The 14,568-nt window shown below is 44.7% G+C and carries 10 protein-coding genes; 4 read left to right on the top strand and 6 right to left on the bottom strand.

What is annotated here, in order from left to right:
* Positions 1-55 precede the first annotated feature (55 nt).
* A complete protein-coding gene (locus U5J89_RS10470) occupies positions 56-829 on the bottom strand; it encodes an inositol monophosphatase family protein (protein WP_322575575.1) in 774 nt (257 codons plus the stop codon).
* 344 nt (positions 830-1,173) lie between these two features.
* Between U5J89_RS10470 and U5J89_RS10465 the strand changes: the two genes are divergently transcribed.
* Entirely contained in the window at positions 1,174-3,348 is a 2,175-nt protein-coding gene (locus U5J89_RS10465) for a Tex family protein (RefSeq protein ID WP_322575574.1), read from the top strand.
* 708 nt (positions 3,349-4,056) lie between these two features.
* Here U5J89_RS10465 and U5J89_RS10460 read toward each other — a convergent pair.
* A complete protein-coding gene (locus tag U5J89_RS10460) occupies positions 4,057-5,346 on the bottom strand; it encodes a ChaN family lipoprotein (RefSeq protein ID WP_322575573.1) in 1,290 nt (429 codons plus the stop codon).
* A 113-nt stretch (positions 5,347-5,459) separates the two neighbouring features.
* Between U5J89_RS10460 and U5J89_RS10455 the strand changes: the two genes are divergently transcribed.
* Positions 5,460-6,638, top strand: coding sequence for an aspartate aminotransferase family protein (locus U5J89_RS10455; protein ID WP_322575572.1), 1,179 nt, complete (start codon positions 5,460-5,462; stop codon positions 6,636-6,638).
* Between the two features lie 55 nt (positions 6,639-6,693).
* Positions 6,694-7,137, top strand: coding sequence for a hypothetical protein (locus U5J89_RS10450; protein ID WP_322575571.1), 444 nt, complete (start codon positions 6,694-6,696; stop codon positions 7,135-7,137).
* A 205-nt stretch (positions 7,138-7,342) separates the two neighbouring features.
* On the opposite strand, the gene U5J89_RS10445 is transcribed toward U5J89_RS10450, so the two are convergent.
* The 3 genes from U5J89_RS10445 to U5J89_RS10435 all read right to left on the bottom strand — a co-directional run bounded on the left by U5J89_RS10445 (position 7,343) and on the right by U5J89_RS10435 (position 12,981).
* On the bottom strand, positions 7,343-8,362 hold the full coding sequence (locus U5J89_RS10445) for a GntG family PLP-dependent aldolase (RefSeq protein ID WP_322575570.1): 1,020 nt from the start codon (positions 8,360-8,362) through the stop codon (positions 7,343-7,345).
* Between the two features lie 87 nt (positions 8,363-8,449).
* On the bottom strand, positions 8,450-9,436 hold the full coding sequence (locus U5J89_RS10440; protein WP_322575569.1) for a threonine/serine dehydratase: 987 nt from the start codon (positions 9,434-9,436) through the stop codon (positions 8,450-8,452).
* Positions 9,437-9,525: 89 nt separating this feature from the next.
* Positions 9,526-12,981 carry an amidohydrolase family protein gene (locus U5J89_RS10435; protein WP_322575568.1) on the bottom strand — a complete coding sequence of 1,152 codons (3,456 nt, stop codon included), beginning with the start codon at positions 12,979-12,981 and terminating at the stop codon, positions 9,526-9,528.
* A gap of 319 nt (positions 12,982-13,300) precedes the next feature.
* Here U5J89_RS10435 and U5J89_RS10430 point away from each other — a divergent pair, with 319 nt between their 5' ends.
* Positions 13,301-13,621: a hypothetical protein gene (locus U5J89_RS10430; RefSeq protein WP_322575567.1), complete on the top strand. Its 321-nt coding sequence runs from the start codon at positions 13,301-13,303 to the stop codon at positions 13,619-13,621.
* A gap of 64 nt (positions 13,622-13,685) precedes the next feature.
* Here U5J89_RS10430 and U5J89_RS10425 read toward each other — a convergent pair whose 3' ends face one another.
* Positions 13,686-14,534 carry a 3-hydroxyacyl-CoA dehydrogenase family protein gene (locus tag U5J89_RS10425; RefSeq protein ID WP_416208520.1) on the bottom strand — a complete coding sequence of 283 codons (849 nt, stop codon included), beginning with the start codon at positions 14,532-14,534 and terminating at the stop codon, positions 13,686-13,688.
* Between the last annotated feature and the right edge of the window lie 34 nt (positions 14,535-14,568).

Below are 14,568 nucleotides of genomic sequence, written 5' to 3'. Positions count from 1 at the left end.
CAGTATCATAAATTTAGACTGACAAGAAAAGAAACCCTGCGGGTTTTATTTTTATCTAATTCGCTTCAAACACCTCTAAAACTTCGGGTAACAGTTCGCGGCTACAGGAAAATCCATTGCCCGATTCAATTGTTTCATTGCCATCGGCATCACAGAAAATGCCTCCTGCCTCGCGCAAAACAGTAAGTAGCGGCGCAGCATCCCAGATGCTCAATATGGGATCAAACATCAGATCAGCACGTCCCGTTGCCACGAGCATGTGTCCATATGCATCGCCCCACGTGCGGTGAATGCGCGTTTTATCGATCAAGGCATCAAAGGCATCTCCATAACCAAATTCGGCCGACGTGTATACATCAGTACTCATAAAACTGGCTTCGGTTAAATCATCACACGAACGCACGCTGCAAGTTGATCCGTTAAGCCGCGCGCCTTTGTCCTTCGCCGCATCACAAAACTCATCCAGCGCCGGCGCATAGATAATACCAACGACCGGCTCCTTTTCGACTACCACGCCAATAAGCGTAGTATAAAGTGGCACCCCGTGGATAAACGATTTTGTTCCGTCAATGGGATCGAGAATCCACTGCACGGGACTATCTTCGTTTTCGTTGCCGTGCTCTTCGCCAATGATACCGTGATCGGGAAATCGGTTTTTGATCTCATCTCTCATGATTGATTCAGCTTCCCTGTCGGCCACGGTCACCGGAGAATCATCCGATTTACGCTCCACATCGAAGGATTTATTAAAATAGTTGAGGGTATGATCGCCTCCCTTTTTAGCAATTTCTTTCGCTGCATCGTGAACGGAATTCAGATCAAAATTCATGTGTATTTATAGTCTTAGGGTGATTATTTTCATCAGTCCAAATATAGGATTCTGTATTAAGGATTCAGAATCCAGAATAACAAGTAGTATTAACCTGAACTCATATTCTTCTAATAGCAATGTATTTAAGAAACATTTAAAGGCTCTACCATGTCATGCTGAACTTGTTTCAGCATCTGTAAGAAATCGTTCTTCAGAAGCTTCTAATATAACTTCTGTTCAAGATCCTGAAATAAATTCAGGGTGACACAGGTTTTACTAAGCTCTTTTTAAGGTTGGATAAAAAACAGCGCCATATATGCACAATTCATCTAGCCTCTAACTTCAAATTTTCAATTTCCCAAATGACCGATTCACAGATTTTTAACAATATAGCCCAAGAATTAAATCTCAAATCCAAGCAGGTTAAAAGCGTTGCCGACTTTTTGGATGACGGTGCCACAGTCCCCTTTTTGGCCCGCTACCGTCAGGAGGCGACCGGCGGACTCGATGAAGAGGATATCCGTAATGTGCGCGACAAGCTGGAATTTCACCGGACGCTCGAGGATCGCAAGCAGACGATCCTCAAAACCATCGATGAGCAGGATAAACTAACCGACGAGCTCGAGGAAAAGATTAAGTCATGTACCGACCTGAATACGCTGGAGGACCTCTACCTGCCCTATAAACCCAAGCGCCGCACCAAGGGTGATATGGCCAAGGAAAAAGGACTCGAGCCGCTGGCCAAACTTATCTGGGCGCAGGAAATCGAGCAGGGTGATCCCATGGAACACGCCGCCAAATTTGTGAATGAAGAGAACGAAGTCGAATCCGCGGAGGATGCCATGGACGGTGCCCTCGATATTGTTGCCGAGTGGATTAACGAGTCGGCCGAAGTGCGCGAAAAGCTGCGCGATATTTTCCAGGAACATGCGGTAATTAAAACGGAGAAAAATCCTGCCGTGGAAGAGCGAACCAATTTTGAAGACTACTACGAATTTTCTCAAAAGGCCAAACATCTGAAACCCTATCAAATTTTGGCAATCAACCGCGGAGAGCGCGAAAATGTGTTATTCTTGAATGTAGAGTTATGGGATGATATCACGCTCGAAAATATTGACGATGTGGTTATTAAAAACGATAGGAGCATATTTGTCCCGCACATACAGGATGCAGTCGAAGACGCCTACAAGCGCCTGCTGTTCCCTTCGCTTGAGCGCGAGCTGCGCAACCAGCTTACCGAGAAAGCCGATCAGCACGCCATCGAAACTTTTGCCACCAATCTGTCCAATTTGCTGATGCAGCCGCCGCTCGATCACAAAGTGGTCATGGGCATCGATCCCGCCTACCGCACAGGCTGTAAGGTGGCTGTAGTGGACGAGACCGGAAAGTATCTTGAAGGGACGACCACCTATCCTACTCCCCCACAGAACAAAGTAGAGGAAGCAGAAGAGGTCTTTACGAATCTAATTAACAAGCACGGAGTAAATCTCATTGCCATCGGCAACGGCACGGCCAGCCGCGAGACCGAACAGATTGTAGCGAACTACATCCAAAAGCGAAAAGAGAAACATCCTGATGAAGAACTCAACTATATGATTGTCAACGAGGCCGGCGCTTCGGTGTATTCCGCATCCAAAACCGCGGCCGAGGAGTTCCCGGAGTTAGAAGCCGCACAGCGCGGCAATATCTCAATAGCCCGGCGCGTGCAGGATCCGCTGGCCGAGCTCGTAAAAATTGATCCGAAGTCGATTGGCGTGGGATTATACCAGCATGATGTAAATCAGAATCAGCTCGCGCAATCGCTCGATGATGTGGTCGAAAGCTGCGTAAATCAGGTCGGAGTCAACCTAAATACCGCCAGCGCGCCGCTTTTGTCCCATATTTCCGGTCTAAGCTCACGAGTCGCCAAACGAATAGTAAACTATCGGGAAACGTCCGGAAAGTTCACAGACCGGGAGCAAATCAAAGATATTAAGGGGGTCGGGGAATTTCGCTTCCAGCAGGCGGCAGGATTTATGCGTATTCCCGAATCTGACAACCCGCTGGATAATACCGCTATCCACCCCGAAAGCTATGAAGCTACCGAGAAGCTCTGTAATCTTTTTGGGATTGATCTTGAAAAACTGAACGACCAGACCAAAGCTATTTCAGAGAAGCTCAAAAACGTCGACAAAGAACAGGTCGCCGGGCAGATCGGAGTGGGCATGCCGACGCTCAAATTAATTATCGAAAATCTGCAAAAGCCGGGACGCGATCCGCGGGAGTCATTACCCAAGCCGGTGCTCCGAAATGACATCATGAAGATGGAAGATTTGAGCGAGGGACAAGTGCTCGAAGGCACCGTTCGGAACGTCGTTGACTTCGGCGCTTTTGTGGATATCGGGGTGAAGCAAGACGGGCTGCTGCATATCTCAAATATGGCTGATCGCAAGGTCGAAGATCCCCATGACATCGTAGCCGTCGGCGACATCCTGAAACTCAAAATTGTATCACTTGATTTGGAGCGCGGACGTATCGGGCTGTCACTGATTGACTAACTTTCTTAACAATTTCTAAGTGACTTCAAAGGCTGTCGATTTTGTATCGGCAGCCTTTTTTATCAACAAATCACCGCATTTCTTAAACCGTAACACCTAAAAACGGACTTTTACATTCTAGTAGTTTTTATATCATCTACATAAATTATTGTACTGCATGTATTTAAAATAATTTAAATGCATACTGCTAAATTGTCTCCCCACCTATTTTTAGCCAGAACCTAAATTATTTAGGCAAAACAAACAGCTTTCAACTACCTTTAATATGTCATTTTATATATTCCCTAAGTCATTGTTTTTCATAAATTTAGTATACTAAAATACGAATTACCACCATTTTATCCTTAATACATGAATTTAGCTACCTAAATTATTTAAGTAGGGCACAAATCACGGGATATATCTACTTAAAGTGAATTTTAAGTAAATTACCTATCTTTATGATGAGTAGTATAATGGAATTAAATATACTATACATTTTAGTACTATTGACAAATCTATTATCCAACATTCTGCAGGTTCATGGGCAAAAAATTCGGTTTGTTTTTATCAATCGCTCTAAGTTATTAGAAGGCAATGTAGTAGCTTGCATAAAGCGTTCAATATCCAATCATGGATATCTTTTATGTCAAATTGCCAGCCTGCCCTATTTTTTCTAAAACTCAAATCATAAATGGATATCTATCCATCTCGAATGACCCCGAATTTTCACTGCTTCACCGGAGAAGCGACAGGCTTGGCTGGTACGGTATTGGGTATCAATACAACCGCATCAAAAGCCCAGAGAAAATCCCCTAGCTCTTCCCCTACAGTAACAGTCCCCTCATGCAGCAGCGGGTGCAACGCAGTTAAGTCAAAAAGAACAGGCTGTTCTTTCGATAGCGACTTAAGATCTTCACCAAGTCGGTCTGACCAACAATCCACCGTCTGGGCAGGAAAGCTTCTACTCTGAGAACCGGGTCCACAAAGCACAGCAACATTTAAAGCTTCGCCGCCCATTGCACGCGCCAACGACACGGACAGATTTCCAATATCCAGAGCATTGTTTGGCGTCATCCCTTTATAAGCATGGAATGCCCCAGCCTTAATAACAACCTGTGGTTTTTTATTAGAAGGCCGATCGGCTTGTTGGAAAGACTGTCGAAGATTATCCCGTAAATAGCGGGCGCGAATCTGATTCGACCGGTAATTGTCTTCATCATTCAAACGATAAATTTTGATGCTTTTCTGCAGTTCACTTAAGATCTGCCGGGCTTCAGGTATCCCTTTAAAGTGACTTCGTAGAGTATCAAAATTAACCGGCTCATAAACCGTAATAGGCGTTGGAATACCCGGTGGTAGCTTTTGCAGACGCGGATCGTCGGCTGATTTTGATTTCCCCAGTTGACGAACACTCTCAACGGCTTTTTTAGCCGAAAGGGTTGGCGCAAGCTCAACGAGTCGGTCAAAAGCCATGTCAGTTGAAAAGGCAAAAATTTGATCGAGTCCCCATAGTGGTCGTTTCTTATCGCTGCTCTGTACGAACTGATGCAATAAATCCCGCTCATTTTCAAAGTTATAAAATGGAATTGCCGATGGATATTCTTCGATGAGCCGGTTGTAAGCACTCTTTCCCTCCGATAAGCTATCTGTCATCTGCTCTACCGACCACGGACTCACTTCAAGCGCAAGGTGATCCGCTTCGCCGGTCTCCTGCAAATCGCTAATAAGGGCGTTCATCACCGCAGGAATTTCCTGCGTAGCATGCATTTCACCAAGCATTACAATGGCAGCCTCACTGGCCTGTTTTTTAAGCCAGACGCCACCCTCTCCTTTAAGATCACCATCTGCCAGATGCAATGGATACCGATTTTCTTTCAACGCCTCTTTCAGACTTAGCGAAGAAGTATCGGACGTTGCTTCATCTTGGCCTGTTGCCGGAAAGGGCAATACCATCCCAAGAAAAATGACCATGATAAATATTTTTAATTGCCCCTTACCCAATTTTTTAACATTCATACTTTCTTAAAATTTTTATTACCATTGATCAACTTATTCCGTTTATGTTTTGCGAAAAAATAGCCTCAGTGTTACAATTTCATTAGATTTATGAGCTTAAAGAGTCTTCATACATGAATTATCAGCAACTCACAGAAAAATATCATCTCCCTGTTTACAATCGATTTCCTATTACTCTAGTAAAAGGCGAAGGTGCCCACGTTTGGGATGACGAAGGCAGTAAATATATCGATGCTTTGGCCGGTATTGCGGTCAATAGTCTAGGGCATTGTCATCCGAATGTGGTGGAAGCGGTACGCAAGCAAGTTGGACAGCTTATGCACATTTCCAACTTCTATTACAGCAAACCACAGGCTGAACTGCTAAAATTGCTTTCCAGCATTTCGGGTATGGATAACGGATTTATATGTAACAGCGGCGGCGAAGCAATGGAAGCTTGTCTTAAAGCCGCACGCAAATACGGCCAGGCTCATCTTAAAAAAGGTCCGATTTTGACCGTTAGCAATGCCTTTCACGGGCGTACAATGGGCACCATATCTATGGGCATGGATAAATATTCCAAAGGCTATGATCCGCTCTTGCAGGGCTTTCAGGAGATTCCGATGAATAATGTAGATGCTTTGAAACAGAATTTCGATAGCAACACGCTTGGAATTGTCATTGAAACCATTCAGGGCTCGGGCGGACTTCATGTGGCTTCGCAGGAATTTATGGACACTATCAAAGAGCTTTGTGATAAGTATAATGCTCTTTTAATTGTTGACGAGGTACAAACCGGCATTGCCCGAACCGGCAAGATGTTTGGCTTTGAGCATTACGGGGTAGAACCTGATATCATTGGAATGGCCAAGGCCATGGGCGGAGGTTTCCCAATTGGAGCGATGGTTTGTACCACAAAAGTTGCTGAAACGATGAATTATGGGGACCATGGTAGCACATATGGGGGAAATCCCCTCGCTTGCGCCGCTTCACTGGCAGCATTAAATACCGTTGTCGATGAAAACCTTACGAAACAGGCTGCTAAGAAGGGTAATTTTCTTAAGCAAAAAATAAAAGAATTAAGCACCGACGTTGCCGAAATTGTTGATATTCGCGGACGGGGTCTGATGCTTGGGGTAGAACTCTCTATTGAAGGCCGGTCGATTGTTGAAGAAATGATGCATCAGGGGGTGTTATCGAATTGTACGCAGGGTAATGTCATGCGGCTGGTGCCACCGCTTATAACCAGTGAAAAAGATTTATCTACCCTGGCTGAGGTATTAATATCAGCAATCAAAAAAGTATCATCCTAAAGAAAACAAAATGCCCACATTTTAGTTATTGTTAGTGAAATAGAATAAGCAATACATGGAAACATTTTTTAAACGTCTTTTAATTATAGTTGTGGGCAGCGGGTTTCTGCTGCTGGGTGTATCTAAACAAGGCTTGTCGCAGGAGACTGATACATCAAGCGTTACTATTGACCAAGATGACCAATCTAACGACCCTATCCAGCTTGACCAGCGGTACAACCGATCGGTCTCGGGCGGAGCACTTACTGACATGGGTACTTATAACGTGCCTAATTCCACACAGTATTATCAGGCTCCATTTGAGGCACAAAAAGAACTGGATCAATTCATGGAAGAGTACCGAAAAGAAATGGAGAAAAGTGCTTACTGGCACTTTTTAAGGGCAGTGAGTCCCTATATCAGACTGCATCTGGGCGTTCGCGACTTTAATACCTTAAATATTGTAGGACGAGATAATCCGCTCTGGCAATCGTATAGTAATGACGAAGAAATTAAGTAGTTTTTCTTACTCCTCAGACATTATAAGTACGCTAAAGGGAATAACTTTTTATAGAGGTCTTTGTAAAACTAAAAATGTCATCCTGAATTTATTTCAGAATCTGTATTTAAAACTAGTTAAAAATATATGGATTCTGAAACGAGTTCAGAATGACACGAAAGAGTAGGTTTTGTAAAGGCCTATCAATAACAATTGGCAAATATAATCAGCCAAAAATATCTTGGAATACAGTTTTCACTTGTTCCAGATCCTCATCATCAATCTGGAAATGAAAAGTCGCACGAAGCGTTTGCGGTCCAAACGGAACCACCTTGATGCCCTTTCCAGCAAGTTTTTCCACCGCTTTTTCTGCCGATATTTCTTCGACCTCAAAAATAAGTATGTTGGTTTCTACGGATTCCAAATCGATCGAAAGATCGGAACATTGATTGATGACTTCCGCCAGTTCTCGAGCCCTGCGATGATCTTCCTTTAGCTTTGGCAGATGATGGTCAATAGCATAATCAGCTGCAGCAGCTAATATCCCGATCTGCCGCATTCCTCCACCCCACATTTTCCTCATGCGCCGTGCTTCGGTAATATTTTCTTGGGATGAAAGTACCATCGATCCCACCGGCGCTCCAAGTCCCTTGCTGAAACAAACCGACATAGTATCGGTAATACGGCTATAAAATGTTGGCTCAGTTTGAGTTGACGTCATAGCGTTCCAGATACGAGCTCCATCAAGATGCACTGCCAAATTATTTTCGTCAGCGAAATAACTTATTGTCGCCAGTTCTTGCTCCGAATAACAGCACCCTCCTCCCTTGTTGGTAGAATTTTCGAGCGCAATAACCGAGGTTCGGGGCTCCCACTCATTTTGTCCGCGAATGGTATTTTTTAAAAGCTCCGCTGAGAGTTTACCTTTTACCCCTTTCAACGGTCGAAGCAATACCGATGAGAGATGCGAAGCGGCTGTTGATTCATAATTAAAAATATGTCCTGTTTCCTCGATGAGCACTTCATCGGCCTGGCCGGTTAATGCGTTAATACTTAATTGATTAGCCATGGTGCCGCTGGGCGTGAATAATCCCGCTTCAAAGCCAAACATTTCAGCAATTTTTTCCTCAAGAGCATTTACGGTGGGATCTTCTCCAAACACATCATCCCCTACTTCAGCCTCGGCCATTACCTTCCGCATTTCGGAGGTAGGCTTGGTTACGGTATCGCTTCGCAGGTCAATCATAAATAACCATACTTAAAATTGATAGAATTTAGAACCATACCAACATCACTCATCCAACTGTAAACCCAGCATTCGGATGAGAAGATATTATTTCGTTTTCTCCAATATGCTGTAAAAACTCTCCGTATCAATATTAGTACCACAGACGATAATTCCTACATTTTTATCCATCACTTCATCGGAAAGGGGACCTGTTGCTGCTGCCAGCGCTGAGGCACCGGCCGGTTCTACGGCTAGCTTCAGTTCCTCAAACATCATGCGCATCGTCTGCGCCATTTTCAAATCGGTTATGGTAACAACTTCATCCACAAAACGCTTACACAATCCAAAGCTGTAAGGAGCGGCATGCGGTGCTCCCAGACTATCGGCGATAGTATCAACTTCATCAATTTCGACCGGCTCTCCTGCTTTTAGACTTTTGCTCATGCTATCAGCTCCCACCGGCTCTACTCCATAGACCTTACAATCAGAAATCATCTGTTTAACGACTGCTGATATCCCGGCACATAATCCTCCTCCACCAATAGGAACAATTACAGCGTCCAATTCCGGGACATCGTGCGCAAACTCAAGTCCCACGGTTGCAGTACCCAGGGCTGTTTGCTCTCCTTCAAAAGGATGGATAAATGCTCGATTTTCTTCATTTTCGATCTCCTTAACGCGATCGAAAGCCTGATGTACATCATCGACTAACTCAACTGTTGCTCCGTGGGATTTACACTTCTCAACTCGAAACGAATTTGCGGTTTTGGGCATAACCACCTTGGCCGTTGTGCCAAGTGATTTGGCAGCATAAGCAACAGCAATAGCATGATTCCCTGCACTAACGGCCGTAACGCCATTTTCTAACTGCTCATCAGAGAGATCCAGCATATTCATCAGGGCCCCTCGTGGTTTAAAGCTACCGCCATACTGGAAGAGCTCCAGCTTCAAAAAAAGGTTAGTTTTTTTACTCAGCAGTTGATCCTTGACATCACTGTCCCATTGCCAAACTGGCGTTCTCCGTACTTTATCGCCCAGTTTTTCTCGCGCCTGCTCAACCTGTCTCGGAGTTGGAATTTTAATCGTTTCCATACCTCAATAATTTTTCAGTTTTAAATAAACTGTGATGCCTACCAAATATTTGACAGTTCAAAATACCGGTTACTTTCCAGTTCTTAAATTTACTCTTTTATACCGGGCAGACCTCCCGCGGGTTTGTCATTACCCCACCATCGCTCGGGAGCTTTTCTTTTACGGGGATAGATTTCGTCCAGGGTTTCGCCGTTGTACAGGCGACCATTTTTCATTACCCATCGGACCGAGTTGGTATTGCGAATTTCATCCAGCGGGTTTTTATCCAAAATAACCAGATCTGCCAACTTTCCTTTTTCTATGGATCCCAGATCCTGATCAAGTCCCAGCGACTTTGCTCCAATTATCGTCGCCACTTTCAGAGCATTATGATTACTCATTCCACCGGAATGTACGGCCCAAAGCTCCCAGTGGTAACCAAGCCCTTCCAGCTGACCGTGACTTCCAATACCGCCCCAGCCACCGGCATTTACAAGATCTTTCATGAATTCGGCATGCTTGTAAAAGGCGTGCTCATCTCTGGTTGCCCAGAATCCACGTCGCCGTGATTTTGACGCCAGCTCTGCATAAGGCGTAAAGAATGACAGTTTGGAATCTTTGTAAGGCTCCTCATTGGCATAAAACCACTCTTCGGCCCATGGACCACCATAGGTAACAAGCAGCGTGGGCGTTACAGCCATTTTAGATTCAGCAACAACATCCACTACTTCATCATAAATCGGATAAACTGGAAAGTTGTGCTCATGGCCGGGATAACCGTCGATAAGCTGATTTAAATTAATCTTCCAATCCAGGGCCCCCTCTGTCGTGGGTAGTATTTTCTGATCTTTTGCAGCCATCAGAATCCACTGACGCTGTTGGCGATTTCCAGCAATATACATCTTAAGATATTTCGTATGATAGTACTCACTGTATTGCTTCATTACATCTTTGGCGTGATCCAGATCGCGGATATCATACGCCCAGTAGCCAAGTCCCGGCCCTGTGGAATACACTCGGGGTCCAAGCATTTTTCCGGCATTTACCATATCACTGTATGAAAGAACATCCGTGGTAGAGGTCTGTGGATCTCGGGTTGTGGTCACACCATAGGCCAAATTCGCCCAGTAATTCCAGATCTCATTCTTGTGGATACCCCACGTTGGCCACATATGCGCATGGGTATCCACAAAGCCGGGAATAATGGTCTTGCCGGATACATCAATCCTTTCTGCACCGGACGGTACATCAAGGGTTCCGGTCATTCCCACTTCTTTGATGCGATTATCTTCGATCAGAATATCTCCTTTTTCGATAACCTCATCTCCATCCATCGTAATGATGCGAGCCCCTCGCAGAAGTACGATACCTTCGGGTATATCCTGTTCATAAGTAACCTTAATTGCATATTCTTCCGGACTGTATTTTTCAGGTGTTTCCGCTTCATCCTTTTCAGACTTTTCCTCTTCTTTTTCTTCTTTGGATTCCTCCTCATTGTTTTCACCTTCTTTCTCTTGCTCTTCTTCTGCTTTTTGAGCCGCTTTTACACTGTCTTCAAAAGCTTTGGCCTCATCCAGATCATACACAAAGTGCCCGTTTCCAATCGACCAGTGCACCTTACGTCCGTCCGTATTCCAGTGCGGAAATTGTCCACCGATCTCAGTGAGCTTTCGTGCAGGAAACTGCGCATTATCGGGTTTTGCAACCGATATATCGATTTTTTCACCGACCTTGGGCACCGTTGCTACGTATATCTCATTATTGATCTGCGCCAGCGCTTGATCCCCTTCCGGAGCCATAGTAATCAGCGAAGCTTCGCTTGGAGGATTGTTTTCTTTTGCCGAAACCGGATGCAATATGCGCTCTTGGTGCGGCATGCCATTTTGATTCCCAAATCCAGCCGTTGTAATACCGGTCATCTCTACATATTCTTTCTCGTCGGTGCCATCCCAACGAATAGAAACCAGCGTATTATCATCGTTGAGATAAATACGGTCGTTACTTTTAACAAAATGCGGATTGGAGCGACCATCGGCCTTGGCAACCAACGTCGCCTCTCCTCCATCGGCCGGTATCCATGAAATTTCATCCAGCGAACCAAAATAAGCTCCAGGACCGAGCCCGTCGTGATAATCTTCTGCGGCACCTTTCAGGAAAACAATCCGATCACTATTGTACGACCATGCAGGACTTCCGTAAACAGCCGCTTGCTCGGTAAGTTTCCGGAGACCTTGACCATTGGGTCTCACTCTGTAAAGATGTCCTCCCTCATCTTCATCCCAGGTTGCAAAGGCAATCCATTTGCCGTCAGGCGACCATGTTGGATGTGCCTCGGTAACATCCATGTCCGTAACGCGGCGGGGCGTGCCATCGGGAAAGTCCATTACATACAACTTATTCATTACGGTAAATGTCAGCTGATCTCCGTCGGGGGACGGCTCGGCGTCTCTTATTTGTGTTGCAATCGCCTCTTTGTCATCACTGATGGGATAATCGAAATCCAGACGCGGACCAAGCTCAATTTCAGTATCCACTTCAAACGGAATCTCTTTCGCTTCTCCGCCATCAACAGGAATTCTCCATATTTTTCCACCATAATAGGCCACCAGCTCCTCGCTGTCTGGCGTAAATGACATGCCGGGATAAACGCCCATTGTCGCACGTGACTCCTGCTCATCGCGCTGAACGGGATATGCCAGCCAGCGCTCATCGCCGTTATCGCGGTTGCGAATTACAAGCCCCGTTTGATCTTCATAACGAGATCCATATACCAACCATTTGCCATCAGGCGAAACAACAGGCGTAAATGCCGAGCCATATCGAGATGTGATTGTACTCGTTTCTCCGTTTTCGCGGTCATAAATACCCACCTGGTACTGTGGGAGCTGTGCATTATAATTCCAAGCTCCCATCCGCCGCGAATAATAAATAAAACGTCCGTCGGGACTTACGGCCGGATCAATAGTTCGCAGATTCTCCGGTTCATCAATAAGCTGTACGCCACTTCCCCCATCTTTATGATACATCCATAATTTGTTCGTCAATCCCCCTTTGGCAGCAATAATATAATCACCGTCCGGGGTCCACTCAGCAGAGGGATAACGATTATCCTTCCCCTTGGTGACCTGATGAAGCTCTTCGTTCTCCAAATTCATGTACCAAACCTCGTCCGATCCGTCGCGGTCAGAAGTAAAGAGGATATTTTCTCCATCGGGGCTATACCTCGGGTGCGCATCGAAGGCCATTCCATCGGTAAGCTGCTCAGCTTTTCCGCCTTCAAAAGGCATCGTATAGATATCGCCCATCAGATCAAAAGCAATTCGCTGACCGTCAGGACTCACATCCACCGATATCCAAGTACCTTCCGACGTACTGATATCAACAAGCCGTTCAGCTTCAAGAGGAAGATCCGCTTCTTTCGTTTTAGCAGTATCAACCGTATCAGACTGCAGCGCCGAAAGCGGACTATAAGTTAAAAGCGTAGTTTCGATGCCTTCTGCCTGAGTATTTGGAATAGCAACCATCGTGCAAAAGGCAATGAGAAGAAGTGATTTAAAAAATTTCATAAAGATTTGTTTTCAATAAGAGTTTAGACGTCAACAGATAACAAGAATATGATAAAAATGGAAACGCGAAACATTTTTTTACAGATTACAAAACCGAAATAGATAAAAATCACAGAGGTATTTTTTTATTTATTAGAGGCCCTTGCAAAATCTCCCAAAAATAAGCTTGTCATTGCGATCCTGAGAAGCAATCTCCCGATCAAAACTTTTAAAAGGAGATCGCCGCATTACATTCGCGATGACAGTATGATTTTGCAAAGGTCTCTCTATCAATTACTTTTAGAAAATTAGTAATCATTAAGCAATAAAATGATCTGCATTGAGTGAGAATGGACTACATATTGATGAACGAAATCACGAGCGGATACCTACTTTAGGTGAACGACTATCTCATGCTTTGTTTAGCGCCTTCCTCGGATTTGCACTAATTAATATAATCGCTTTCTGGATGTTTCCGGGTATAGGGCTTGGAGCTATTTATATGTTTTCCGGTATCCATGAAGTAACAACCATAGCCAGTAGTTTAACCACGGTTTTGGTATATACCCTGCTGATCTTATGCTTTGTATTCGGATGGGTCCAGGGCAAAAGTTTTACCAACCGCCTCAAGCATTATATAAACTCTTGGAAATTTTGGTAGTAAAAATATAAACCCTCAAGAGTTTAACCTCCTGAGGGTTTTAAAAACTAGAAATAACACTTTCTTAATCGTGCTTGTAGAATCCTTCTCCGGATTTATCTCCAAGCTTTCCGGCATCCACCATCTTTACCAGCAACGGGCACGGTCGATACTTGGGATCTTTGAATCCATCATGAAGCACATTTAAAATATCCAGACAAACATCCAGACCTATAAAATCAGCCAGTCGCAGCGGCCCCATCGGATGCGCCATTCCAAGCTTCATAACTTGGTCTACATCTTCGGGCTCAGCCACACCCTCATACACACAATAGATCGCTTCGTTGATCATCGGCATTAGAACTCGGTTCGAAACAAAACCGGGATAATCGGCTACTTCAACGGGATTTTTATTTAACAGCCTCGCCGTTTCTTCTATGGTCTCAACAACTTCCTCATCCGTATCCAGTCCACGAACAACCTCTACCAGCTTCATCACCGGCACAGGATTAAAAAAGTGCATGCCAATAAATCGCTCGGGACGAGAAGTCGTTGCAGCCAATTTCGTTATAGATATGGATGATGTATTGGAAGCCAATATCGCCTCTTCAGGAGCTGCTTTATCGACGTCAGAAAATACCTTTTTCTTGAGCTCAAAATTCTCCGGAACAGCTTCTACAACCAGATCCACATCTTTGACTGCCTCACTCGTATCGGTATGCGTCTCAATATTTTCGAGCGTTTGCACTTTTTGCTCGGCATCGATCTTCTCTTTTTTAACCATGCGCTCCAAGTTTTTATCGATGGTTGCCAACGCCTCGTCCGCCAGCTCTTTATTCACCTCTACCAAATTCACCGGAATGCCGTTCATAGCAAATACATGGCAAATGCCATTTCCCATAGTGCCGCCGCCAATAACTGCTACTTTTTTAATATCCATATCACTAAAAATTTATTGAATTAGGTGT

Source organism: Fodinibius sp., from assembly GCF_034521915.1.
In the GTDB taxonomy this organism is placed as follows: Bacteria; Bacteroidota; Rhodothermia; order Balneolales; family Balneolaceae; genus Fodinibius.
Note: the sequence above shows the minus strand (reverse complement) of the source record. Positions and strands in the feature narration are given on the sequence as shown.